The sequence below is a fragment of the Pseudomonas sp. efr-133-TYG-5 genome (assembly GCF_030209175.1).
Classification (GTDB): Bacteria; Pseudomonadota; Gammaproteobacteria; order Pseudomonadales; family Pseudomonadaceae; genus Aquipseudomonas.
In genome coordinates this window covers 14,954-40,507 of sequence record NZ_JARVSM010000001.1, presented here as the reverse complement: position 1 = coordinate 40,507, position 25,554 = coordinate 14,954, and the positions used below count along the sequence as shown (strand labels likewise).

The 25,554-nt window shown below is 66.4% G+C and carries 14 protein-coding genes; 2 read left to right on the top strand and 12 right to left on the bottom strand.

Annotated elements, in window-relative coordinates; all coding sequences use genetic code 11:
• Positions 1 to 187: 187 nt before the first annotated feature.
• A complete protein-coding gene (msrA, locus tag QRN70_RS00155; protein ID WP_285415125.1) occupies positions 188 to 694 on the bottom strand; it encodes a peptide-methionine (S)-S-oxide reductase MsrA in 507 nt (168 codons plus the stop codon).
• Between the two features lie 389 nt (positions 695 to 1,083).
• On the opposite strand from msrA, the gene QRN70_RS00150 reads away from it, so the two are divergent.
• Positions 1,084 to 1,251 (top strand): DUF2986 domain-containing protein, encoded by a 168-nt coding sequence (locus QRN70_RS00150; RefSeq protein ID WP_285415123.1) that lies wholly within the window; start codon positions 1,084 to 1,086, stop codon positions 1,249 to 1,251.
• 33 nt (positions 1,252 to 1,284) lie between these two features.
• On the opposite strand, the gene QRN70_RS00145 is transcribed toward QRN70_RS00150, so the two are convergent.
• The 10 genes from QRN70_RS00145 to gspG form a co-directional block, all read right to left on the bottom strand.
• A complete protein-coding gene (locus QRN70_RS00145) occupies positions 1,285 to 1,992 on the bottom strand; it encodes a hypothetical protein (protein WP_285415121.1) in 708 nt (235 codons plus the stop codon).
• Positions 1,993 to 2,154: 162 nt separating this feature from the next.
• Positions 2,155 to 14,652: a filamentous hemagglutinin family protein gene (locus QRN70_RS00140; RefSeq protein ID WP_285415120.1), complete on the bottom strand. Its 12,498-nt coding sequence runs from the start codon at positions 14,650 to 14,652 to the stop codon at positions 2,155 to 2,157.
• Between the two features lie 191 nt (positions 14,653 to 14,843).
• Positions 14,844 to 15,953, bottom strand: a complete 1,110-nt coding sequence (locus QRN70_RS00135; protein WP_285415119.1) for a substrate-binding domain-containing protein — start codon at positions 15,951 to 15,953, stop codon at positions 14,844 to 14,846.
• A 469-nt stretch (positions 15,954 to 16,422) separates the two neighbouring features.
• Entirely contained in the window at positions 16,423 to 17,634 is a 1,212-nt protein-coding gene (gspF, locus tag QRN70_RS00130) for a type II secretion system inner membrane protein GspF (protein WP_285415118.1), read from the bottom strand.
• Positions 17,634 to 19,040, bottom strand: a complete 1,407-nt coding sequence (gspE, locus tag QRN70_RS00125; protein ID WP_285415117.1) for a type II secretion system ATPase GspE — start codon at positions 19,038 to 19,040, stop codon at positions 17,634 to 17,636. Before gspE ends, gspF begins: the two co-directional genes overlap by 1 nt.
• A complete protein-coding gene (gene gspD, locus QRN70_RS00120) occupies positions 19,037 to 21,394 on the bottom strand; it encodes a type II secretion system secretin GspD (protein ID WP_285415116.1) in 2,358 nt (785 codons plus the stop codon). The genes gspE and gspD overlap by 4 nt, the downstream gene beginning before the upstream one ends.
• On the bottom strand, positions 21,391 to 21,939 hold the full coding sequence (gene gspM / locus QRN70_RS00115) for a type II secretion system protein GspM (RefSeq protein WP_285415115.1): 549 nt from the start codon (positions 21,937 to 21,939) through the stop codon (positions 21,391 to 21,393). Before gspM ends, gspD begins: the two co-directional genes overlap by 4 nt.
• Positions 21,932 to 23,110 (bottom strand): type II secretion system protein GspL, encoded by a 1,179-nt coding sequence (gene gspL, locus QRN70_RS00110; protein WP_285415114.1) that lies wholly within the window; start codon positions 23,108 to 23,110, stop codon positions 21,932 to 21,934. The genes gspM and gspL overlap by 8 nt, the downstream gene beginning before the upstream one ends.
• Positions 23,107 to 24,060 (bottom strand): type II secretion system minor pseudopilin GspK, encoded by a 954-nt coding sequence (gene gspK, locus QRN70_RS00105; protein WP_285415113.1) that lies wholly within the window; start codon positions 24,058 to 24,060, stop codon positions 23,107 to 23,109. Before gspK ends, gspL begins: the two co-directional genes overlap by 4 nt.
• Positions 24,061 to 24,068: 8 nt before the next feature.
• On the bottom strand, positions 24,069 to 24,527 hold the full coding sequence (gene gspG / locus QRN70_RS00100) for a type II secretion system major pseudopilin GspG (RefSeq protein ID WP_285415112.1): 459 nt from the start codon (positions 24,525 to 24,527) through the stop codon (positions 24,069 to 24,071).
• A 147-nt stretch (positions 24,528 to 24,674) separates the two neighbouring features.
• On the opposite strand from gspG, the gene gspI reads away from it, so the two are divergent.
• On the top strand, positions 24,675 to 25,055 hold the full coding sequence (gene gspI, locus QRN70_RS00095) for a type II secretion system minor pseudopilin GspI (protein WP_285417960.1): 381 nt from the start codon (positions 24,675 to 24,677) through the stop codon (positions 25,053 to 25,055).
• Between the two features lie 114 nt (positions 25,056 to 25,169).
• Here the strand turns inward: gspI and QRN70_RS00090 are convergent, their stop codons facing one another.
• Positions 25,170 to 25,529: a DUF6124 family protein gene (locus tag QRN70_RS00090; protein ID WP_285415111.1), complete on the bottom strand. Its 360-nt coding sequence runs from the start codon at positions 25,527 to 25,529 to the stop codon at positions 25,170 to 25,172.
• Positions 25,530 to 25,554: the final 25 nt, after the last annotated feature.

Genomic DNA, 25,554 nt, shown 5'->3' with positions numbered 1-25,554 from the left:
CTCCCGTGGTTTTTCAGCCGCAAGCGTGAAAATGTAGATCGACTGTCCTGGCCATCAGCCATTCAGGCAACGGCATGAACCATCACGCTTGCCCCCGTCCTCAATCGCAACACCCGCAAATCAGATTTCACGCCTGGCGCAAAACGCTGAGTATCACGCAGCGCCAGGCGGCTGACGCGGCCGGCTATCAACCGCGCTTGGGCAATTTCCAGTTCGGCCGGATGAAGTGACAGGTGTAGCCGTTGGGGATGCGCTCCAGGTAATCCTGGTGCTCCGGTTCCGCCTCCCAGAACGGCCCCGCCGGTTCGATTTCGGTGACCACGCGGCCTGGCCACAGGCCGGAAGCGTCGACGTCCGCCGCGGTGTCCTCGGCGATATCGCGCTGTTCCTCGTTGAGGTAGTAGATCGCCGAACGATAGCTCGGGCCGCGGTCGTTGCCCTGGCGGTTGGGAGTGCTCGGGTCGTGGATCTGGAAGAAGAACTCGAGGATCTGCCGATAGCTGATCAGCGCCGGGTCGAAGACGATCTCGATGGCTTCGGCGTGATTGCCATGGTTGCGATAGGTCGCGTTCGGCACATCGCCGCCGGTGTAGCCGACCCGGGTGTGCAGCACGCCGGGATAGCGTCGCAGCAGGTCCTGCATGCCCCAGAAGCAGCCGCCGGCAAGAATGGCGGTTTCGGTTTGGTTGGTCATGGTCAGTCCTTCCCCTGAGAGTGGTTGGGTGGTGCGCCTGTTATGAGGGCGCGTTGGCCGATTCCAAGGTGGCCGCGGATAAATACCCTCGAACGGCTCGGCGCACAACCAGCCGCGTCGGCTCGAAGACGTGCGCAGCCGCCAGCAAAACCGTCTGGCCACTTTACTCTTTCACCCTTACCATACGCCCAACTCGTCTTGCCGCGGCCGACGCGGCAACTCGGCATGGGCTATCCCGCGCGCACGACTCGCCATCTATTGGATCAATCTCCTGTTCATCTGCAGCCGCAACCCGTGGCGCAGTCCCACGGCGGAAGCGATCCGGCGCCGGCGGCGCTGCCCTTTCAGCGCGCCGACGCACAGCCCACCTCATCAAACCGAGAGACAACATGAACCGTCAGAAAAAACTGCAGCAGCTGTTCAAGGAAAAAGCCAAGAAGGCCAGCGCCAAACTGGCGCCCAAGAAGCCGAAATACATCAGCAAGGCCGAACGCTTGAAGCTGGCTGCCGAGGCCGCTGCAGAAACCAGCGCGTCTTCCGAGAGCGAAGCGAAGTAGTCGGCGCACTTCCCCGCCATCTCAGCCCTCCCTTCACTCGCCGGCAGTGAGGTACGCGGGCTGGGTATCGTGCAACGGCTTGGCGAGCGCCAGTGCATGCCTGACCGCACGCAGCTCATCGCTGCTGAAGTGTCTTCGCCCCAGGCCGTAATCGGCCCCGCCGGGGCTCATGTGCAAAGAAAACAGCCCGGTAAATGAATCACCGTCCGGTTCGATCAGCAGCTCCAGATAGGTCTCGTAGCGCGTCGTGGCCGCCAGGTAGATGAGCCCTTCGACGGTTGCCTGGCCCGCCCAGACAATCTCATCCCAGGCCAGCAAACTGCCGTTCGGCGTTCCGATTGTCTGCAGGCGCCACGTGCCGCTGTCCGGCTGCGTTGCTTGCAGCGCCGGTATCAGGCGTTCGCGCGAGTGAATCTGCAAATCGTACTCAAGCTTCCCCCGATGAACAAAATTCGGGTCTCGGGCGCATGGCTGCGCCGCACGGCCGGCACTGACGACCGTCGCCGACAACAGATAACTCGCGGCAATTTCCGAAGGCTGTTCACTCCAGCCATTCAAATCCGATACGGTCGGGCACCAGAGGACACCGATAGCGTCGCCGACATGCAGTGCGTCCTGCTGGTCGAAAAACGCCAGCGTCGTACTGCCTGCAGCTGGCAACAGCGCGTCGAGCGCCAGCGTGGCTGCGCTGTGGTCGATGCCCGGGGCGTTGGGCCAGAAGCTCGGGGCGTAGATGTTCAAGGATCGTCTTCCCGTCATGGCACTGGTGATTGCGCGTAAGCGTCAGGCCGCAGAGGCTAACGCGCTGCCTGCGCTGCGAGCAACCCGGCGCCGCGTCGACCGCCGGCTCAGGAAAAAAAAGGGCGACCCAAAGGCCGCCCGAACGTACTGCACGAGAGTCCGTCAGAGCGTCAGCTGGCCGCGCTCCTCCTCGGTCAGCTGCTGCTTCGCCTGTTCATCCAGCACCCCTGCCCCCAGCACCTGCACCGGGCTGTCGGGGTTGTACCCCGGTGCCGGCGCACGGCTGGCGCCATCGCGTGTCGGTGCCAGTTGTTCGTTGCCGAAGCTCAGCACCTGCACGGTGAACACCGAAGCCTGGTTTTGCCGCGATGCGGCCTGCTGCTGGCGGGCAACGTCTTCGGCGGCCTGAGTCGCCGAGGATGCGGCGGAACTGGCCGAGGTGATCGCGCCGGTGTTGACCGCCGCCACCACCGGAACACCGGTCGCCTTGCCCTGCACCGAGATGTTGGCGGCGTTGACCACGGTCAGGGCGGCGATGTTGACGTTGCCCGAGACACGAATCCCCGCCTCGCCGGCATCGATGGTGCCCAGCGGCGCGATCAGGTCGATGTCACCCGGGGCCACCTCGGCAATCGGATTGAGCGTGGCGATACCGGCGCCGGTGCTCGGCACCGACGGCGACAGGGTGACGTTGCCCCAGGTGTCGTAGACGCGTTTGGGCGGGGTGTAGACCACGGTGGTTTTCGAACCGCGACCGGCGTTGATGTCGCCTTCGGCAGACCAGCCGAGAATCGAGCCGCCGAACGTGGTCATGATCCGGCTCTGTCCCAGCAGGATGCTGCCCTGCGAGTAGAGCTGAATGTTGCCCTGACCCTGGGTGATGATCCCCGCCGTCGACGGCGGTGCCGCACCCTCGATGCCGAACACCTGGCCACCGCCCGGGGTGAGCATCTGGATGTCGCCGCCGAACAGCGTCTTGACCCCGGCGCCACCGTAGAGCGTGATGTCACCGTCGTAACGGATCGGGTTGCCGGCCACATCGGTACTCGGGAACAGCGCCGCGATGGCGTTGCGACCGCGCAGGTAACTGCCTTTGCGCGGGCCGTCGGCGTCGTTGTATTCCAGGCCCGCGGCGCGCAGTTCGGCGAAGTACACCTGGCGGGCGAAAATCGCCTGCGCGCTGGCCGGCAGCGCGGCGAAGAACGCCGGCGCCTGTTCTTCGCTGCCGCTGAAGCCGTAGCCCAGGGTCAGCCAGCTGCGCAATTCGCCGAGGTAGGTCTTGGCCACTTTGCCCGGCTGCGCGCTCAGCGCCGTGTCGGCACTGGCGAGGTTCTGCGGATTCAGGTAACGGGCAATGAAGCGCGAGTAATCCGGCCCCTGCGCGCCCGCGCCGGCCTGCAGCACGATGCTCGCACCGGGCCGGTTGTCCCCCGCCGTGAGCGGACCCAGGCTGGTGATGGCGGCGCGATCCTCCATGAGCATGTTGCGCCCGGCGTTGATGTCGAGCAGGCCCGGGCCGGCGATGTCGAAGCTGCTGTAGAGGATGTCACGCCCGGCAGCCACACGAGAAACGTCGCGCGGGTCATTGTGAATGAACAGGTTGCCGGTCGAGGCGATCTGTTCGACGTTGCCGGCCATCTCGGTGGGCGCCGCCGTCGCCTGGCCGAGGTTGCTGCCCGACGCCACGATATCGCGCCCGGCCAGCATCCACACCGGCCCGGCCGCTTCGTACCAGGTGCGTTTGGATATGTTGAAGCTCAGGGTCTCGCCGCTGCGTACCCCCACCAGGTCGCCGCTCAAGGCATAGAAGCGCGCCGGCGCCTGCGGCGTGGTCGTGCCGGAGTAGCTGTCGGCGCCGAACGCGAACAACGGGTAGCGCACGTTCTTCGACGCGCCGATGCCATCGCGACCGTAATTGCTCATCACCGGCTGGCTGCTGACAGTGTTGGCAAAGCCGTTGTACGCCGGGGCGAACGGCGTGGCCAGGGCCGACAGGCTGGCACCGGACTGGTTGATCGCGTAACCACCGGCGTAGATCGAATCCCCCGCCAGCAGTTCCAGTTGCCCGGCGTTCGACGGCGCCAGCAGCAACGAGTAACCCTTGGCCGGAAACAACCCGCTGATCGCACCGTAGGCCGCCGATGGGCCGGCGTAGATCGAGCCCTGGGCGGCCACCGCGCGCAGGATCGACGGAAACACGTAACGGCCATCGGTCGGCGAGCTGTTGCTGCCCTCCACGGGCCGCATCGAACCTGTGACCAACTCCGCCATTTGCGTGCTCGGCGTCAGGTTGCCCCCCGCCGAGAACAGGTCGATGGCCGTGTGGTCGGTCCACAGCGAAAACGCGCTCAAGCCACCGCCGGCATATTCGACACCCGCCGCCGTGGTGAACGGTGTCGAGTTCTGCAGGCGCACCCGCCCTGGATCGGCCGCCCCGCCGAGCACCAGGTCACCGCGGGTATTGATGCGCATGCCCGAGTCGCCGGGAATCAGCACCAAGCCACCCGAGGCGCTACCCACGGTCGCGTTGAACAGATCATACGGACGCGTCTCGCGCGCATCCTGGAGGAACGCGGCCGAACCGTATTGCAGGTTGATGCCGCCCATGGCGCCACCGCTGACCTGAGCCGCACCGCGCAGGTTGATCAGCGCGCCTTGCAGGTCGTGGAGCGGCGCCAGCGTGCCGCTGCGCCCGGCCCGCGCGTTCAGCGAAGGGTTGAGCGAACCGCCGATACGGACGTCCATGTCGCCGCCACCGGTCAACTGCAAGCGGCCATCGCTGCCCACGCGTCCGGTGCTACCGACGGCCACCACCAGCCCTTGGCCACGCGGATACAGATTATCCGCGCCGCTGCCGCCCAGAGCCCGGAGCATGCCGCCATCGGCGCCAGCCTGCAGGCTGATGTTGCCACCGCCCAAGGTGCCGAAACCGGTGAAGCCGACCAGATAAGCGCCGGTATCGACGCTCTGATCCGGCAACGGTTGCGTGGCATAGCTGCCGAAGTTGATCCACCACGCGGTCGGCACCTCCGCGTTGCCGGTGCCCTGGCGCCACAGCCAGTTGCCGACGCCCACGCTCGGTACCTGCTCGCGGGTTTCCAAAGTATTCGACAACCCGCGACGACCCAGCACGTCCCCGGACACCGAGCCGCCGGCGCTGACGGTCAGGTTGCCGCCCCATTGCGGGTACCAGGCCTGGTAGAGGCTGTCGCTGCCACCGTTGACCAGTTTCTCGTAGTCCGTGTCGGCACTGCCCAGCACCGAACCGTCGTCGGACAGGCGTCCGCGCGGCTGGTTGAAGCGCGGATCGATGTCCTGCGACTGAGTGCCGGCGGTGTACACGCCGAACGGCGACGCCATGCTCACGTCGCCGGCCGCCAGCACATCGAGATCGGCGCTGCCGGTGCGCAGCACGCTGAACATCTGCGTGCGGGTTTTCACGGTGATGCCGGGCTTGTTCTCGACGCACAGCTCCGGGAACGAACCGCACCAGGCGAGCACATCGTCGTCGGTCATCGGCGAGTTGTCCGGCATGCCCATCCAGTTGCCTGGCGCCCACGTCCAGCGCGGCGCCGACACACAGGAGTTGGGCGCCCAATCGCACCATTCCTTGTATTCGTCGGGCACCGGGTCACCCGGCGTGAAGCCGCCGAGGTTGCCTTCGCCCCAGACCAGCGCCGGGGCTTTTTCGGTGACTTTCATGCCGTAGTGCGTATCGGCGAGCAGCAGATGTCCGTCGCTGGCCACCGGTTTCACCAAACGGGTGTCGGCGGCGTCCAGGTCCGCCCCGGCCACCACGCGCATCGACCACGAGGCACTGCCGGCCGGCAGCATACTGGCCACCGCCCAGTTGCGCCCCTGGCGGTCGCCGTCCAATGGCCGCAGTTCGATGAAAGCCGTACCGTCGGCCAGGACCACGTCGGTCATGGACGGAATCAGCGAACCGCGCAGCAACGCCAGCGCACCACTCAGGCGCACGCCTTTGATCGCCTGGGTATCGGCCTCGTAACTGCCCGGCAACGGCACGCCTTTGGGCCAGAGCAGCGCATTCATGGCGGTGTTGTCATTGAGGCGGATGCCCGCGCCCAGGCGACTGCCCGCCGGCAGGGTCAGGCTGTCGCGCAGCAATGTGCCGGCGGCATACAGCAGGTTGCCCGCCGCATCGTGGACCGCACCGGCCAGCACCGTTCCGGCGCTGAAGGTGTACGGCGCGGCGAGCGTGCCCTCAGTCGGCAGCAGCGTGCCGGCGGCCAGCACGGTCGCCTGTAACGGCACGTCATAGTTCAGCGCCACGCCCGGCGGAAACAGCGTGCCTTCGGCCAGCGTCACGCCAGCGCTTGGCACAATAACATCGCCGCCAAACGGCTGGATGCCCGGCAACAACTTCCAGCCGGCGTCATCCACCGTCGCGGGCGGCGGCGCAAACCCGTCGTTGAGGCTGCCGTAGAAATCGAGGTTGCCCCCGGCACGAATCACCAGGCTGCCGGCCTCGCCCGAGCCGTACACCGCGGTCTTCTGTGTGTGCGGGTTGAGGCTGGCGTAGCGGTAGCCCGACAGGTCGATATCGCCCTGCACAACCAGATCGCCGTCGGCGCTCTTGCTGACGATTTCCACCCCGGGACGCAAATGGAACGCGTCGCTATAGGCGCTGCTGCGCAGTCCGGCGAGTTTGCCTTGCAGCAGATTAGCGTTGCCGAGCGCGGCATCGATGAACGCGCTGCTGTCCCCGTGGAGGCTGTTCAGATAAGCCTGATCGATCACCTGGTACGGGCGACCGCTGGCCGCCGGATCGACACCGTCGGCTGCGTCGCTGTAGCGGCGCACGGCGTTGAGCCCGATCGACCGCGCGCCCTCGATGTCCAGGGCACCGCTCGCGTCGATGGCGATGTCGTCACTACCCAGGCGCGGTGCATTCAACTCGAGGGTGCCGCGCAAGCGCCCGTCATGCTGCCCCGGCAAGCTGCCGACCACCGCGTCAGTGCCATGCCGCAGGTCGATGCGCGTGCCCGCGGCCAGGGTCAACTGACCTTCGCCGGCGTTGAGTTCGACCATCGCCCGGTTCGGCGCATCGATGATTTGCCCGTAGCTGTCGACCCGCAAAACCCGGCCATGAGCGTCGAGCACGGCATTGCCGGCCAGGGTCAGGCCGGTTTTCGCCGCCAGACGGATGTTGCCGACGCGCTCGCCACTGGCGTCGATGCGCCCCGCGACCAGCAGGCTGCCGTTGTCCACGGAAACGTTGACTTCGCCGGCCTTGAGGCCGTCGCCGATCACCAGGTTGCCTTGCTTGAACTGGAAGCTGCGCGCGCCGAACACTTGCCCGTCGTTGAGGCGCTGGTTGAGGGCCGCGAACTGCTCGCTGAGATCGCCGCCCAGCTGCTGGGCGCGGATGTCGACACTGGCTGCCTTGTACGGCACCCACGTACCGCCGGCGTCGTAATGACCGCTGCTGGCGCCGAGAATCCGCCCCTGCAGATCGACCACGCCGGCGTCCGCCCCGAGGGCCACCGCACTGAGGCTGCCGGCCTGATTGTTCTGCGCCAACAGGTCAATCTGCGAACCCACGGCCTGGCGGATCGAGCCCTGGCTGCTGTGCAGCAGCACATCGCCGCCCCAGCTGTATTTGCTGACGTCGTTGAACGGCAGCACGCGTCCGGCCAGGTCGAGCATGGCTGCCGCGCCGAGGCTCAGCTCCTGTTCGGCCTTGACCAGCAGTTTGCCGCTGGCCAGCGCAATGCGGCTGTCGAGGGCGACATCCCGCGCCTCTAGCGTCAGCTGCGCGCCCAGGGCATCGGCCGCTGCCGTAGCGCCCGCACCGCTGAGGGTCAGGCGTTCGCCAGCCTTGAGCAGATTGACCGACGCCGCTTCGCCGGTGAGCAACGGCGTGCGCAGATTGAGGTTGCCGCCGCTGTAGGCGTAGCCGCTGACCGGATCGTAAGCGCCTTGGGCCTGATACACCGCCAGACTGCCCTTGTGGTTGGCGGTCATGCGCTCGCTGGCGCTGAGGTTGACGTTGGCGAACCCCAGGGTCAGCCGATCGTTTTCGCTGGTGCCGCTCGGTTGCGTGTAGGCGCCGTAGCCGAACTCGATGCGCTGCGCCTGAATGTCCAGGGTGCCGCGCCCGGTGCCGGCGCCGCCGGCGATCACTGCACCCGGCGCCTGGACAGCGCCGTTCCAGATCAGATTGGCGGTGCGCAGCGTCGCCACGTCGGTGCTCTCGCCGAGGCCATAAATGGCCGGGGTGGACAGCATGAAGTTCTGCAATTTGCTCTGGCCGCTGACCGGATCCAGCGTGTCGAGGGTCACGCTGCCGTAGAAGTTGAAGGCGTCGCGGGTGGTCAGGCCCAGGGTTTCCAGGGCCGGCGCGCCGAACTGGCTGTCACCGCGCAATAACCGGTCGAGCACCTGTTGGTTGAGAATCAGCCCGGTCGGCACCTTGTCGCCGGCCTGCGCCAGCGCCTCGGCGCTGCCGGCATTCACCGCGCCGACAGACAAGGACAACTGACGGGTACCAAAGCGCACGGTCTCGCCCAACGCGAACTGTTTGTCGGTGGCCGCGGTGATACTGCCCTTGGAATAGAGCAACGCCGGCTCGGCACACGACGGCGTTGCGCAGGTGCCGATGCGAATGCTGCCGGAGGACCGGCTGTTGTCGCCCAGTGCCGGCGCCAGCACGTTGTTCCAGCCGTTGGAGACGACCAGCAGGCTCGCCGCGCCCGGCTGGTAGACGAAGCCCTTGGTCGAGTCGTAGGGCGCGCTGCCGTACCCGAGGGTGTTGATGCCGGCGCCCGCTTCAACGGTGATCGCCCCGCTCGCCGAGTTGCTCCACAGCATGACTTCCGGTGCCGCCAGCAGAGCGCCCGCGCGCAAGGTGATATTGCTGGTCGCGCCCTTGAAGTCGACGATGTTGCCGGCCGACACGTAGTCCACGGTCGGCGTCGCGCCGATGACCAGGCGTCCGGCGCCCAGGCGATTGAGGCTATCGGCATACAGCGACACGCCGCTGAAGCCCTCCGTTCGCGCGCGGCCCGCGCCAAGGATCTCGAAACTCGCTCCGGCGCTGCCGTGCACCGTGGCCGAACCGCTGACGCCGCCAGTGGCGGCGCCGAACAACACCTGGCCATTGAAATCCAGGGCGATGTCACGGCGGCCGCCGTCGCTGAGCTGCAGGTTGAGCGACTTGGCATCCGCCGGCGCCTGTGCGAGGGGAACACCGCGCCGGGCCGCGTCACTGCGGATGAAATCGGCAAAGCTGCTCTCGTTGTATTGCGAGTAACGCCGCAGCACATCGGCCGCGGTCAGGATGACCTGGCTGGCCAGGCTGTCGCGCACTCCAGTGTTGGCCACCGACATCACCCCGGAAGCCGTCCAGGAGCCGTTGCGCAGGCGCAGCGCGGTGTCCACCACGCCGGGGGCGGCCTGACCGTTGACCTCGACGCGGAATGCCCCCGGCAGCAAGGCGAATGTCGACGGCAGCAAGGTGTAGGTGCCCGCCGCCAGGCCCGGCACACCGGCCCCGATAGTGATCTGCTGGCCGATCCGTGGGTCCACCGCGCCCGCCTCGGCGAGCATCGGCGCGTAGAGGCTCTGGCTGCCCGGCACGATGGCGTACACCGGGTTGCTCGCCAGGCCGGGCAGGCTGAACGTGCCGTCGGCGGCATTGCGTACCAGCGGGTTGTAGCGCGCGTCGGTCGAACCGCCGCGACCGGAGACAAACCCGGCACCGCGCAAGTCGCCACCGCCGGACAGGTCGATCAGCGCACCGTCCTGCACATCGACGTAGCGCGACAGCAAGGTCACCCCGGCGGTGTTGCCGCTGACGCCAATGAGCACCACCGATTTGCCGTTGTAGCGGTAGTCGATGCCGTCGGTGGTGCCGCCGTAAGGCATGACCAGCCCGGCGCCGCTGACCGACGTCACACTGCCGGGCAGCAAGTGCACTTCCTCGGTCTTGGTCAACACGTCATCGCCCAGGGTAATCAGGCCGAGTGGCGCGCGCAGCACACCGCCCTGCTCGATGTACCCGGCATACAGGTTCAACTGCCCGAAGACCGAGTACGGCAAGGCGTCCGGCGCACTGCCATGGCCGCTGATGCGCAGGGTCCGCGCAGGCGTGGTGACCAGGTCCGCGCGCCGGAAGCCGACGCGCACATCGGCGGTCACGCCACTGGCGGGGTAAATCTGCCGGGCCGCGAGCGTGAGATCGCCGGGCGTCCACAGTTGGGTTTTCGTACGGCTGTCGGTCGGCGCGAGAAAGCGCAGGTCGCCGCGACTGTCCAGCGTCACCTGATCGAAGCCGCGCCGGCTCGCGGTGGCCGCCGGGCCGCCCAGTTGCAGAATCGCCCCGCTGGCACCGAACGACAGGCTGTTGCCGACATCGAGCAAATCGGCAGTCGCCTGGAACTGGGCGGCAGCCAGCGGCACCGGCAATTGCGAGGCCGCCGTGTTCTGGATCAGCGGCCGGATCAGGCCGACGTTAGTGAAGTACTGGCCGATCCCCGACAAGCGCAGATACGGTGCCGCCAGATTGACACGCGCATTCTCCTGGCCCTGCTCGGCCACCGACAGGACGCCGGCGTACAGGCTCAGGCTCTGATCCACGCGCAGGTCGACATCGCCGTCGAACGACAGGAAGCCGTTGCTCATCAAGGCGAGGCTGCCGAAGCCGCCACTCATCAAACGCTCGGCGCTCAAGCGGCTTTGCCCGTAGGGCAACGGCGCGTTCTCGTCAGCCGGCTGGTACGTCTGGCTGATGATCATTTCCCGCGGCGCGCGCACGTCGTTGCTGGCCGTGTCGCGGTACAACGGCGAATCGAGAATGACCTCGAGTTTGCCGCCCGCCGCCCCGGCCCCGCCGGCTGCCGCGCGCAGGCTGCCGTCGATGTGCAGGCCGTTGTAGGAACTCAGGGTGATGCGCCCACCGTCGCTGGCCACGCGGGTCGGGCCCTGGCCGGCAACGTCCAGCGTCGCGGCGGCGCCGGAGGCTTCCAGCCGTGCGCCGTCACGCACGATCACAAACGCATCGGCTGCGGTCGCGGTGATCTTCTTCGCGTCGATTTCGCCACCGATGATCAGGCTACCGCCACGGGCGACTTGCCCGTAGACGCGCCCCAGCGCATCCACTGCCGTGTTGGCACGGCCGGCCACGTCCAGCACGGCGTGCTCGCCAATCAGGATCGAGCGCTGATGAGCGTTGGGCTCGGCGACCTGATCGGAACTGCTCGGATCAATGCCGGCGAATTGCTGCTGGCGGATGTCGATGGTGCCGCCCCAGGCGTCGAGTTGCCCCTCGAGTGTGATCTGCCCCGGGCCGCGCAGGTTGATGCGCTGCCCCGGATCGACACTGATTCGCGAGCCCTGGCCGAGCACCAGCGCGCTGCTGGCCGGCTCGATCAGATTGCGCAGGCTGGCGCCGGCCTGCAATGTCACGCTGGCGCCGGCGCGCTGGGTCAGGCGCCCCTGGGTCGGGTTCTCCTGGAACAACGTCGGTGTCCACACTTGCAGCGCCGCCTGCGGATCGGCACCGCTGGCCAGGCCCGCCGCCGCATCGGCGAACCGGTAGACCGGCATCGTCACGTCGACCGCCGTGTCCTCGGCCACGCTCAGGCCGTTCAAACCGATCAGGTTATAGGCCGAGAAGCCTTGGCCGAACAGCTGCGGCGACAGTTGCAAGGTGTTGCTCGCAGGTTTTTCCGCGGTCTGGCCGATGACGATCGCCGCGGCCTGTAGCAACAGGTTGCCGCCGCCGGTCACGCCATGTCCGCGCACCGCCCCGTCAAGGATCAATCGCGAATCGCCCGGGGCGGAAATGGCGCTCGATTCCAGCGTCACGTCCCCACCTTTGCCGCCACGGGTCTTGCCGTTGGCCATCAGCGCCGCGCCCGACGAAACATCGAGCAGGCTGCCGGCGGCGACCTGGATATCGCCGCTGCTGCGGATCGAGATCACGCCACCGTTGAGCCAGGCCAGGCTCGCCGTGTCGTCCGGGTTGGTGCGCAGGTTGCTCCACAGGCCGCGGGTGTCCAGGCGCACTCCTGCGTCGATCTGCACGCGCGTGTCCCTGCCGGGCTGCGCGGTGAGACGGGTGTCTTCGGCTTTATCGGTGTTGAGCTGATACAGCACGTTGCCCAGGTGCAGGCTGCCGCCCCGGGCCGTGAGGTCGGCGCCCACTTGCACCTGCGGCCCGTACAGAGTGATGTCACCGCCGGCGTCGACCCTCAGCGCGCTGTTGACGTCGATCTGCTCGCGAGCCGCGACTTTCAGCGCCCCCAGTTGCCAGCCGTTGAGCGTCTCGGCATCCAGCACCAGCGAGCCGCTGCGGGCGCTCGGGACGGCGTCCGTCAGCGCCACGGCATCGCCGGGCGCCACGTTGTGGTCGATCGACACCCGGTCCAGCAGCGGATTGAGGCCGTACAACAACCCCCCGGCCGCCGCCACGTAAGCCGGGTCGTAGCTGCCGACAATCAACTGCGCACGCCGTGCCTGCGCGGTCTGGCTCTGTTGGTAACCGTCGAGCGCGGCACGCGGCGCTTGCGTCTGGCGCTCGCCCTGGTACGCCTCGCCGAGCAACTGACCATCCAGCACGGCACTGCGGGTGCCGATCACCAGTTGCCCGGCATCGCGACCGACGCTGTAGCCCGACTCCTGGCGCGTGGTCGGCGCAATCAGCGGGTTGTAGTAGTAACGGGTCTGGCCCCAACGCTCACTGCTGTCCTCATAGCCCTTGTACAAACCGCTGTAGAGCAAATCCCCCGGCGCCTTCGAGAGCTCGTACAGGCGCCCGTCTGCGCCGCGCAGCCAGCTCTGGCGGATTTCGCCGCTCTGCACATCGAGCGTGCCGCCGGACAGATTGATCAGCGAGCCCTTTTCCGTGACCACGTCGGTGCCGGCAAAACCCACCGTGCCACCCTGGGCCATCCACTCGCCGACGCTGTGCCCCTGGGTGCCGAGATAGCCGCCGACTTCGAGCAACCCGCCCGCGGTGTACCAGCGATCCGTGGCGTAGCCGTTGGTGCCGGCCGGCACATAGACCAGGTCACGCACATCGACCCAGACGTCGTTGCTGTTGAGCGCAGCGTTGTCGCGGTTGCCCGCGGCATCGCGCTGCTCGTTGCCCTGGACGTTGATCTTGATGTTGTTCGACGCCATCGCGACCTTCACGCCGATGGCCCCGGACACGTCGATCAACGCGCCGTCGCGCACCACACTGCGGCGCTGCGCCGCCACCGCGACCTGGCCACCGGTGGCCAGGGTGATCGAACCGTTCTGGAACTCGACGCTGCCGCCACTCTGGATATCGATGCGCGACTGGTCGCTGCGAATCCGGTTGTTGGGGCCGACGCCGGTGAGGGCCGCCTGATGCTGGCTGTCGAGCGCGCTGAGGTCACTGCTGTCGAGCATGACCGCCGTCGCGCTGCCCTGCCCCAGCGTCACGCTGCCCTGGCTGTCGCTGACCGGGTTGAGCAGGTGGATCGTGCCGCGGGTCGCCACCGACGTGCTGGACAGCAACACGCCGTTTTGCACGACTTCGTGGCCGGTCAGGGTGATATCGCCCGTGGCGGCTTGAATCAGCCCGTTGTTGCTGACCTTGCCGGCGGTGCTGGCGGCTTTGAAACCCGGGGTGACTTCGTTGCCGAAAGTGGTGGAAAACGCATTGCCCTCGGTGCCCGCACCTTTGCGAATGTAAAAGCGATCCCCGGCGCCGAGTACGGTCTGGCCCTTGGCCGTGTTGATGCTGCCGTCGTTCTGCACCTCGCTGCCGAGCAACAAGGCATAGCCGCCGGCATCCGTGGAGGTCGCGGGCGCGGCGGTAGCGATGGCGGCGCCGCGCTCGACCAGCACCTTGCCGGCAGCGTCGGTGAAGGTCGGCTGACTGGCGCTGCTGTCGAAGTACAGGCCCCGGTCGCGGAACTGGATATCGGTGATGTTGGCGGCAGCCGCCACCAGGTTGCGCACGTTGACCTGACTGGTGCCACTGAACACGATGCCGTTGCGGTTGATCAGCATCACCGTGCCGTCAGCTTTGATCTGACCCTGGATCTGACTGGCTCGCGCACTCGGATCGTTGACCCGGTTGAGCACCGCCCAGTTCGCCTGCTGGGCGAATTCCACCGTAGTGTTGCGCCCGACGTTGAAGGTTTCCCAATTGAGGATCGCCTTGTCGGCAGTCTGCTCGATCTTCACCGTGGTCTTGCCATCGACCTGGGTCTGTTGCGGCCCCTTGGCGTTCTGCCAGCCCTGGGTGAGGCTGTTGTCGACCTTCAGGCCCCCTTCGCCGAGACCGTCCGGGACGAATTGCACGCTACCCAATGCCGCTGCGCGCCCGGCCGCCTGCGCCGCCTGTTGCGCGGCAATGGCGGCGACGGTGTTGTTCAAGGTCTGGATCGAGCGTTGCAACTGCTGGTTGGCCTTCTGCTGCTGCGCCAGCGGCGGTGTCATCCCCGGCAACCCGCCGACGCCTGGGCGCGTGGCTGCCGCTTGCTGGGCCGCGCCCTTGGCGGCAAACCAGCCCGAACTGAACGCGGTCGCCGCCTCGGCACTGCCCGCCACCAGACACAGGGCAATCGCCTGCGCCAACGGCTTGAGCAGCCAGAGCGCCGGCTCGACGCCCTCATGCTGAGGCTGGACACGGGTACCGCGACGGGATGGGCGAGCGAGCATCACTACGAGATCCTTTTGGTTTGCCACACGAATCCGCAGGTCCGTTTGCCCCTGCCGTTACGACATAGGCGGTTGGCGAAGGCTGCGACCGAACGGATGTCACACAAACTTCATGATTGAGGAGTATCCGCAGCAAAAAAAATGGCAGCAGCCCGAAGGCTGCTGCCATTTGTCTGCGCGTGAAGCCAGGCTTACAACGGACGACCGATGCCGTTGCAGGCGTTGGCGTTGTTGATGTCCAGGTTGTTGCCCGAAGTGTTGGTGATGAAGTTGGCGGTCACAGCGGCTTTCCAGTTGGTTGGCACTGGAGTGAAGCTGTGAGCCACGGTGGCAGCGTTGTTGCCTGGGTTGCTGTAGTGAGTGGTGAGGAAGTTACGCACATCGGTGGCCACGGCTGCATCCTTGTAGCACTGGCCGATGATGAGGTTGGTGTAGGCCACGATCGGGTAGCCGCTGGCTGGCTGGGCCACTACCGGTACCCATTGCGTCGGGTTGGACGGTACGGTTGGCAGCGGCGCAGTGCCCAGTGCCAGCGAAACGTTGGCGGTGGTTGGCTGCACGCCGTTGACGCGGGCAACGACAGCGTTGCTCGCCGCGTTGACACCGTCCGGACCGACGTAGCCGATGGAACCGTCTACAGCGTTGACCGCAGTGGCCACGTCAGCGGTGCCAGCGACGCCGACCCAGGTCGACGGCAGCGCAGAACCGGCTGGCAGGCGAGCGTTGGTGAAAGTCGAGTTGACCGCGAACTTGCTTGGGCAGATCGCGTTCAGGTGGCGGCTGAGAATTTCCGTGGTGCCGCTGGAAACGTTGCGGTAAACCACGCGGATCGGGGTGGCGTCGCTGTTGCCCAGCAGCGGGCCCCAGGTGGTGACGGTGCCCGACAGTGCGTCGCACAGTTGGGCGCTGGTCAGGTTCAGAGCGGTCTGACCGGATTTCTTGTACGGAATGGCAACCGAAGTGGCTACCGATGGCAGTTGGATCAGCGGGCCGTAGGCAGCACCGAAGTTGGTGTTGTAGGTGCTGATTTCCGCAGTGCTGAGGATCGAGTCGCTACCGGCGAAATGCACGGTGCCAGTGGTGCCGAATTGCGACGCGGTGTTGGTCAGGAAAGCGCTTTTGCCGACGCCGCTACCGGTGGCGGCGTAGCTGAAGTTGGCAGGCAGGATGCTGTTGGCAGAGCCTTTGTACAGAGCGGCAGGCAGAGTCGCGCCACCACCGGTTACGTTAGCGGCCATGGCCTGGGCGGAAGCCAGAGCGGCGACGGTCAGGGAAGCTGCGATCAGAGTGCGCTTGAACATGAAGAATCTCCTTTTCAACGTGGGTTGTGAACACGGGTTTCGGATCACTTGCATGACACGGGGAGGACTCACCGGGGCCCTCGCTGGCGTTGGCCTGGTTTAAGTCGCACTGAGAAATTCGCAGTTTCCGGTGACAGATAAAGGAAAAAACCTCGGGAGCTGCGGAGGGTTTTTCAGCGGGTCTTCTCGGGTGCTTGCGGGGAATGGCGAGGGGTCTGGATCGTGTGTTTGGCGGAAATTGGCTGCAGCCGTTGCGGGGTGGTTGCAGATGACAGAAAGGAGAACCCGAGGATGGTTCTTTTCAGGGTCGGGTGATCTGAAGTCCTGGAAAAAAATCTGGAATTTTTGTTGCCCAGACCGGCCCCTTCGCGAGCAGGCTCGCTCCCACAGTTGAAATGCGTTCCCCTGTGGGAGCGAGCCTGCTCGCGAAAGGGCAAGGCCAGACACCATCAAAGCACCGGACACACCACTACTGGACCAGCTGATTGATCTCGATGATCGGCAACAGCACCGCCATGACAATCACCAACACCACCCCACCCATCACCACGATCATCAGCGGCTCGAGCAACGCCGTCATGCCCATGGCGCGGCGCTCGATATCGCGGGACAGGGTTTGCGCCGCGCGTTCGAGCATCGGCGGCAGCGCGCCGGTTTTCTCGCCGCTGGCGATCAGGTGAATCAGCACCGGCGGGAACACATTCTCCACGCGCAACGCCGCCGCCAGGTTGACCCCTTCGCGGACCTTGGCCGTGGCCTCGTTGACACTCTGGCTCAAGCGCTCGTTGGACAAGGTCTGCCGCGCCGCCTCCAGCGCCCGCAACAGCGGCACCCCGGCACCGCCGAGAATCGCCAGCGTCGATGCAAACCGCGCGGTGTTCAGCCCCAGCACAAAGCGCCCGATCAGCGGCAACTTCAACACCCGACGATGCCAACTCAAACGCGCCGCCGGGTTGCGCAGGTACAGCCGCCAGCTCCAGAACGCACCGGCCATGACGCCCGCGCACAACCAGCCCCAGGCACGAATGAAATCACTGGCCGTGAGCATGGCCAGCGTCAGCCCCGGCAGATCCTGGCGCGCCTGGGAAAATGCGCTGACCACCTGCGGCACCACGTAGCTGAGCAGGAAAATCACAATGCCGATCGACACCAGGCCGACCACACCGGGATAGATGAACGCGGTGAGGATCTTGCCGCGCAGGTTGTTGCGCTCCTCGATGTAGTCCGCCAGGCGCTCCATGACCTGCGCCAGATCGCCGGACTCTTCACCCGCAGCAATCAGCGCCCGGTAGATCTCGGGAAAATCCCGCGGCCGCGCCGCCAGCGCCTCGGCCAGACGCATGCCGCTGCGCACATCGGCGCGCACGGCGCTGAGGGTGTGGGCGATGTGCTTTTTCTCGGCCTGCTCGACCGTGGCGCTCAGCGCGGCTTCCAGGGGCAGGCTGGCACCCAGCAGGCTCGCCAGTTGTCGTGTGGCCCAAGCCAGATCGTTGTCCGAAAGCCTGGCGCTGAACAGTCCACCGCCACCGTGCTGGGCGACGTTGCTTTCCTTCTCCACCGCCAACGCCGTCAAGCCCCGACCGCGCAACGCCGCGAACGCCGCGCCCTGGCTGTCCGCCTCCAGGTGCCCGGACTCGATCTTGCCGCTGGCATCGGCGGCTTCAAAACGATAGCGATTCATCAGGCGTCCCGTGTCACACGGAGAATTTCTTCAGGCGCGGTGGCGCCGCTGCGAATCCAGCGCTCGCCGTCCTCGCGCAGGCTGAACATGCCGGCCTTGGCCGCTGCCGCGCGCAGGGCCTGCTCCCCTGCCCCTTGATGAATCAGGGTGCGGATGGCGTCGTCGATACAGAACAGCTCATGGATGCCGGTACGACCGCTGTAGCCGGTGTGACTGCACGCCGCGCAGCCGACCGGGCGCCACGTCCCCGGCGCTGCCGGGTCCTCCTGCTTGCAGTGATTGCACAAGCGTCGCACCAGCCGTTGCGCCAGCACCCCGAGCATCGACGAGGCCAGCAGAAACGGTTCGACGCCCATGTCGATCAGGCGATTGACCGCCGACACCGCGTCGTTGGTGTGCAGCGTCGCCAACACCAAATGCCCGGTCAGCGACGCCTGCACGGCGATCTGCGCGGTTTCCAGGTCGCGGATCTCGCCGATCATGATGATGTCCGGGTCCTGGCGCAGGATCGCTCGCAATGCCAGGGCGAAGGTCATGTCGATCTTGGCGTTGACCTGGATCTGGCTGATCCCCGGCAGATCGTATTCCACCGGGTCTTCGACGGTGAGGATGTTGCTGGTGCTGGCGTCGAGCCGCGCCAGGGCAGCGTAGAGGCTAGTGGTCTTGCCGCTGCCGGTCGGCCCGGTGACCAGCACGATGCCGTGGGGCTGGCGAATCAGTTGATCGAGTTTGGCCAGTACCTGCGCGTCCATGCCCAGGGTTTCCAGGTGCAGGCGCCCGGCCTGTTTGTCGAGCAGACGCATCACCACGCGCTCGCCATGGCCGGTGGGCACCGTGGAAACGCGGATGTCGATCGGGCGCCCGGCCACGCGCAAGGCAATACGCCCGTCCTGCGGCAAGCGTTTTTCGGCAATGTCGAGCTGGGCCATGATCTTGATCCGCGACACCAGCGCGCCGTGCAGCGCTTTGCGCGGCGACACCACGTCACGCAGGGTGCCGTCGACCCGGTAGCGCACCACCGAGTGGGTCTCGAACGGCTCGATGTGGATGTCGCTGGCCTCATCGCGCGCGGCCTGGGTGAGCAAGGCGTTGATCATGCGGATCACTGGCGCGCCGTCCTGGGTGTCGAGCAGGTCAGTGATCTCGGGCATGTCCTGCATCAGACGGTCGAGGTCGACTTCGTTCTCCGCCGCGCCGACCACCGCCGCCGCGCTGCCGGTGTCGGCGTAGGCACTGGCGAGCAGGCCGTCGAGCTCGTCATCGCGCACGCGCTGCACCGGCGTCGCGCCGAACTGCCGGCGCACCTCGCTGATCGACCAGCCTGGCGTCGACGGGCACACCGTCAGCACGCCGTCGCAGAGCAAAATGCGCTGCGCCTTGGCCCAGGCGTACGGCAATGCGCTCATTGCAGCGGCACCGCTTTGATGGTCGCGCGCGGGCCGGACAGCGTGGCCGGCACACCTTGCGCCGCCGTCGGCAGCTGCGGCGCCTGCATGTCCGGCATGGCCCAGCTGCGTTCCGGCTGCAAGCCGCCCTGGGCGCGACGCATGAAGTCGTATCGGTTGAGGGTGATGCTGCGCCCCGCCTCGCTGTCGCGAATGATGTACGGGCGCAGGAACACCATCAGGTTGGTCTTGGTGATCGCCCGGCGCTCGTTGCGAAACAGCGCGCCGATCCCGGGAATGGTCGACAGCCACGGCACCGCGTCGTTGCTCTGGCTGTAGCCGTCCTGCAGCAGGCCACCGAGGACCATGATCTGCCCGTCATCGAGGAGGATGCTGGTGTCGATGGCCCGTTTGTTGGTGACGATGCCCGCCGACGTGGCGCTGGCCGAGGCGCGCTCGTCGATGCTGCTGACTTCCTGGTAGATGTCGAGCTTGACCGTGCCGCCCTCGGAAATCTGCGGGCGCACGTTGAGCTTGAGGCCGACCTCCTCGCGGGTCACGGTCTGGAACGGGTTGTTGCTGGTGCCACCACCGCCGGTGACGTAGCTGCCGCTGACAAAAGGAATGGTCTGGCCGACAAAAATGCTCGCCGCTTCGTTGTCCAGGGTCAGCAGGTTCGGCGTCGACAGCACGTTGGTGCCGCCCTTGCTCTTCAAGGCGCGGGCCAGCACTTTCAGGTCGAGGATCTTGCCGATGCCGGGGATGTCGACGGTGCCGTTGACGTAGCCCAGGTTCAGGCCTTGCGGCAACACATCGAGGCTGGTCTTGCCGTTGAGGTTGATCCCCGAGCCACCGAGGTTGGCACCGCCGATCACGCCTTTGCCGCCGAGATTGCCGGTCTGCCATTGCACGCCGAATTCGCTGGCATCGTCCTCGCCGACCTCGACGATCAGGCTTTCGATCACCACTTGCGCACGACGCTGGTCGAGCAGGTCGATGACTTCGCGCAGGTTGCGATACAGCGGCTCCGGCGCGGAAATCAGCAAGGTGTTGGTGGTGGCGTCGGCCTGGATGGTCACGCCGCCGGCACTGAACGCCACGTTCTGCTCGCTGCTCTGCGCGGTGGCGCTGCCGGTCGTGCCGCTGCTGCCCTGGGCGTAGCTGCCACCGCTGCTGCCGGTTGCAGGGGTCGCCGTGGCGCCGCCGGGCTGGCTGCCACTCTGGTCGGTTTGCCCGCCGCCGCTGCCGGTGCTGCTGCCCATGGCGCTGAGCACCGAACGCGCACTGTCGCTGCTGCCGCTGTCGCTTTCACCGGTGAGCAAACCGCGCAGGGCCTGGGCCAGTTTCGCCGCTTGCGCGTTGCGCAGGTACACCACGTGCAGGTTGCTCGGGTTGCTCTGTGCGTTGTCGAGTTTGTAGATCAGGTTGCGCGCCAGCTCGGTGCGCTCGGGGCTGCCGGCGCGGATGATGATGGTGTTGGAGCGCGGGTCGCCGATCACGGCGATTTTCTGTGTCGGGTCATTGCCTGGCGCGTCGAGCAGATCGGCAACCATCGGCGCGATGTCGGCGGCAATGCCGTTCTGGATCTGCACCACGTCGGTGTCGATGGCGCTCGGGGTGTCGATGCCTTCGATCAGCTGGGCGACGCGCGTGAGGTTTTCCGCGTAATCGGTGACAACGATGGTGTTGTTGCCGGGATAGGCGTTGATCGGGTTGTTCGGCGACACGATCGGGCGCAACACCGGAATCAGGTTGACCGCATTCTCGTATTGCAGGCGAAAGGTGCGCGTGAGCATGCCGTTGCCGGCCGGTTTGTCGGCGCTGTAGATCGGCCCGCCGAGCAATTTGGCGTCGGCCTCCGGCACCACCTGCGCCACGCCACCGACGTCGACCACGCTGAAGCCCTGCATGCGCAGCGCCGCCAGCAGCATGTCGTAGGCCTGGCGCGCCGGCACCTGGCCTTCGGAAACCAGCGTCAGCGTGCCCTTGACGCGCGGGTCGACCAGAAACTGCTGGCCGGTGGAACGCGACAACGCCCGCACCACCGCTTGAATGTCGGCGTCGACGAAATTCAGCGTCACCGGTTGCTCGCCCAGCGGATTGCTCGGCAGCGTGCTGCCGCGTGGCGCCCCGCCACTGCGCCCGCGCTCGCTGATGTTGTGCAGCTGCTTCGGCGCAGGCCGCGCCTGGGCCTGCGCGCGTTCGCGGTCGAGCACCGCGTCACCGCTGCGCTGGGTGTTGGCCAGCGGCCGGCCGAGTTCGCTGTCCACCAGCAAGGGCGGCTGATTCGGTGGCGTGGTGTTGCTGCACGCGCTCAATGCCAGCAACAGCATCGGCAGCGCCATGCGTGTCGCGTTGGATCCTGACCCCTTCATGAAGCTTCCTTAGCGCCCAGCGCCTGATCCATGCGAACGGTGCCCGACAAAGTGCCGGCGGTATCATCGGCCGAGGCGGCGTCTGCGCGTTGCAGACGGGCCTCGACCACTTGCAGTGAAAATTGCCGTGGCGTGCTCAGCAGCCAGTCGAGCACGGCGTCGGCCGGCGCACCCTCGAAGCGCAGCTCCCAGGCACCGCCCTGCCCGGCCTGGAGCTGGCAATGCTCGGCCAGTCCGTTGGCCTGCAGCGTTTGCTGCAACGACAGTTCAAGAGGCTGACCGGCCGGGCGCACGCGGACCTCGCGCAGCAGCACTTCCAGCGCTTCGCTCTGCGCGCGCAACTTCGGCGTTTCCGCCTGCCAATACGTGATTTTCTGCAGCGCCGGCTGAATCAGCGCAACCCACAGCAGCAGCCCCAGCAGGGCCGCGACCATGCCGCCGACCAGGCGTTTTTCCCGCGGTGCCAGTGTCTGCCAGCGCGCCTCCGATTGACGGCGCACGCGTTGCCAACGGCCGCGGTAACTCGCCAACGTGGCCTTATTCATCGTCTGCTCCGCTGTCGTCAGCACTGTCCGCGCTGTCCGCGCTGTCCGCGTCGCTGGCCGGCGCTTCACCGGCAGCACGCAGCGTCCAGCCCGTGGCCTCGGCGCTGGCGCTGATTCCGGCTTGCGCCAGCGTGTCCTGCCAGCCCTTGTCAGTGTTCGCGCGTCGGGCTTCGTCGAGGGGTGTCAGTTGCAACACGCCATCCACGTACGTCAGGCGCTGCAGGCTGCCGGCCATGAACGGCATGCCGCTGCCAGCCTGCAGCACCAGGTGCGTGAAGGGCTGGGCCGGGTCGTCTGCCACACCTTGTTGTCGCGCCGCCAGTTGCTGACGGACCTGTTGCAGCGGGTTGAGGATCACCGGCAATTCCGGAAAGGCCTGCTTGACCCGCGCGCTCATGGCGGTTTTCAGTTGCTGGCCCTGGCTCGCCTCGCGCGCCGCGTACAGGTTGAGGCCGATCACCCACACCGCCAGCGCCACCGCGCAGCAACCCAGCGCCCGCCCCCAGCCGCGCTGTTCGGCACCCCGCAGCGACAAACCGCCATGCAAGCCCCACAGCGGTAGCGGCCCGGCGCAGCGCTGCGCCTCCGGCAGGACCGATGGCACGCCTTGCGGTGGCGCATCACCGATCCAGTGCGCCGGCAGTCCCGCTTGCAGCCAAGGCTCGTCATCGAGCAGCGGCTGCACTTGCGCCGCATCCGGCCCTTCGCGCAGCAACAGGTGATCGTCGACACGACAACCAACCCCCCCGGCCAGCACCGGCAAACCGTAGGCGGCCGGGTACAGGCCTTTGAGCGTCAGCCCGGCTTGCTGCAACCACTGCACCAGCAATTGCTGATCGCGCCGCGCCAGCCAGGCCAGTTGCACTCGCCCGGTTTCGCTGCGCGGGCCATGGGCGATGTGCATCTCGCGGCTGTCACCGAGCACCAGCGCCTGCGCCGCGCACTGCACGGCGGCGTCGATCTTGCTCGCCGGCAACGGAGGCAGGTCGATGCTCGCCAGCAGGCTGTCAGCCGGGTGCAGGAAACAGATCAGCGCCTGCCTGGGCAACTCGCCTAGACGCAGACGCTCGGCGCGCACCACCTGGCCCTGCCGGTCCAGCCACACGCCGCTCAGTTCGCTGTGCAGATTCAATTGCGCCAGGGGCGGCAGGCTCACACGCAACTGACTCATACGCCCACCCGCGACCAGATCACTTGCGGCAGTCGATCCTGGCTGCGATGCAGCAGCGCTTCGAGATTGACCCGTCGCTGCTCGCGCCGCGCCTCGCCGCGCAGGCGAAACCAGTCGCTGGTGATGCCGACCTTGACCGTGGTCATTTCCAGCTGCGGCATGCGCAGGCGATTGACGAAATCGCCACGATTGATGAACCAGCGGCCAGCGTCGCGCTCATTGATCAGCGCTTGTGCGCGCTCCAGCGACAGCCCCGGGACGTATGCCGCCAGCACCGGCGCGGTGGCCGTGTTGCCGTTGAGCCAGGTGGTCGCCGGAATCACCGTCAGGTACGGCGCCAGCTTATTGAGCAGCACCTCACTGACGCCGTCGACACTGCGCAGATCCTCCACACTGCGCAGCATCGGCAAGGTTGGCGGCTGCGGTTTGTGCGAAGCGCCCGGCGATGTGCTGCGGCCACTGTCGAAGCTGCTTTGGCCAGCGCCGCTGGCAGCCGGCGTCGCACTCGACAGACGCGGGTACGAGGCAATCACCCGCGCGGCAATGCGCTGGCTCAACGCGCCGCTGACCCCGAGCAATTCACACAGACGCTGGAACGCGGCGACCTGCGTCTCGTCGACGCGCTCGTTGGCCACCAGATTGCGCAGGTTGAACTTGCCCTGCTCATCTTCCAGACGGCCCTGGAAGCCGTCGTTGTTCAAGGTCTGCGCCCACGGTTGATCGAGGCGCGTCAGCGGATCGCGCTGGCGCGCGTCCCACAACAATTGCCGGCTGATTTCCAGCCCGCCGTGCAGCAGCCACTGGCCCTGCATACGCAGTTGTTCCGCCTCCAGCGCACGGGTGGCGACGCTTTGCCGGGTGAGCATGCCCGCCGCGATCACGGCGACCACGGCGGCAATCAGCAGCGCGCTGATGATCGCCATGCCCTGCTGGTTTGATGGGTTGTTCATGGCCGGCCTTACAGCTGCCAGGAACCGATGTCGGCATTCACGCCCTCGCCGTCGGGCTGGCCATCGGCGCCGAGCGAGAAGATATCGATTTCACCGTTGGCGCCAGGGTTGAGGTACTGATAAGGACGGCCCCACGGATCGTTCGGCAGGCGTTCCAGGTACGAGCGCCAGTTGCTGTTCTTCGCGTCCGCCGGGCGCTCGACCAGCACTTTCAGGCCCTGGTTCTGGCTCGGGTAGTTGCCGTGATCGAGGCGGTACAGCTTCAGGGCCTGCATCAAGCCGCCGATGTCCTGCTTCGCCGCGGTGGCGCGCGCCTGGTCCGGACGATCCAGCACCTTGGGCACCACCATCGCGGCGAGAATCCCGAGGATCACCACCACGACCATGATCTCGATCAGCGTGAAGCCCTGCTGCGCACGCGGCATTCGGGGCGCTTGAACCGGCTGTTTGAACTGCACGATATCCATCTCGTCATTCCCTGGCTTGATTCAATTCGACGCGCAGTGTTGCAAGAAGATATGTCAGGGATGTTGAAATTCCTCGGGAGTTTTCGTCGTCAAGCCGTCAAGGACGGGGGTTACGGTCAAGGGCTGTGTTTTGGTTCCGGGCCTTTTATGCCTACGCGCTCCCGAGAAAGCGGATTCACCCTGATTGAAGTGCTGGTAGCGCTGGCGATCATTGCCGTGGCGATGTCGGCGGCGGTGCGGGTGGCCGGGTTGATGACGCAAAGCAGCGGCCTGCTGCGCGACCGTTCGATTGCGATGATTGCGGCGCAAAGCCGCATGGCCGAGTTGCGGCTGGAGGCGCGCCTGCCGCTGGGCATGAAAGCCATGCAGTGTGACCAGGGGCGGTTGCTGCTGCGGTGCGAGCAGGTCATCGGCGCGGCGCAGAATGGCCGCCTGCTCAGGGTGGGGATTCAAGTGTTCGACCGAAGTCAGGACGCCCCGCCGTTGGCCAGGATTGAGACGTTGCTGTCGCGAACGGAAAGCCCCTAGCCCTCTCCCTCCGCGCGCCCCGACCGCTCGGGAAGGCTGGGATCAGGGCCGCTCTTGCTTGCGACGGCCCCGAACTCACACCCGATCAAGCCTCAGGTGATCGCGTTTCGTACATCAACCCGGCATCTGCAGATTATCCAGCGCCCGATTCACCGCCAGCTCGCCGAGCATGACCAACTGCGCAATCCCCAACAACGCCCGACGCTGCGACGCCGGCACCAGACTGGCGACATCCTGGGCAATGGTCTTCGCCGATGCGAGCGTTTCACTGGCATCCATCAGCAGGTCTTCGTTTTTGCTGTCGGCGGTCACCGCGTACATGCCGCGGTTTTTGCGTGGGGACGGCGTGGCGCCGGGTGGACAGAGGTAATGATCGAGCGCGCGGTCGGCGGCTTCGTGGAGTTTTTTCGAGTCGAGGGATTCGTAGGGGGAAACTGGGTCGATTTCTGGTGGATTAGGTGTCGGTTTGATCATGGTGGAACTCCATTTTTATACCTGG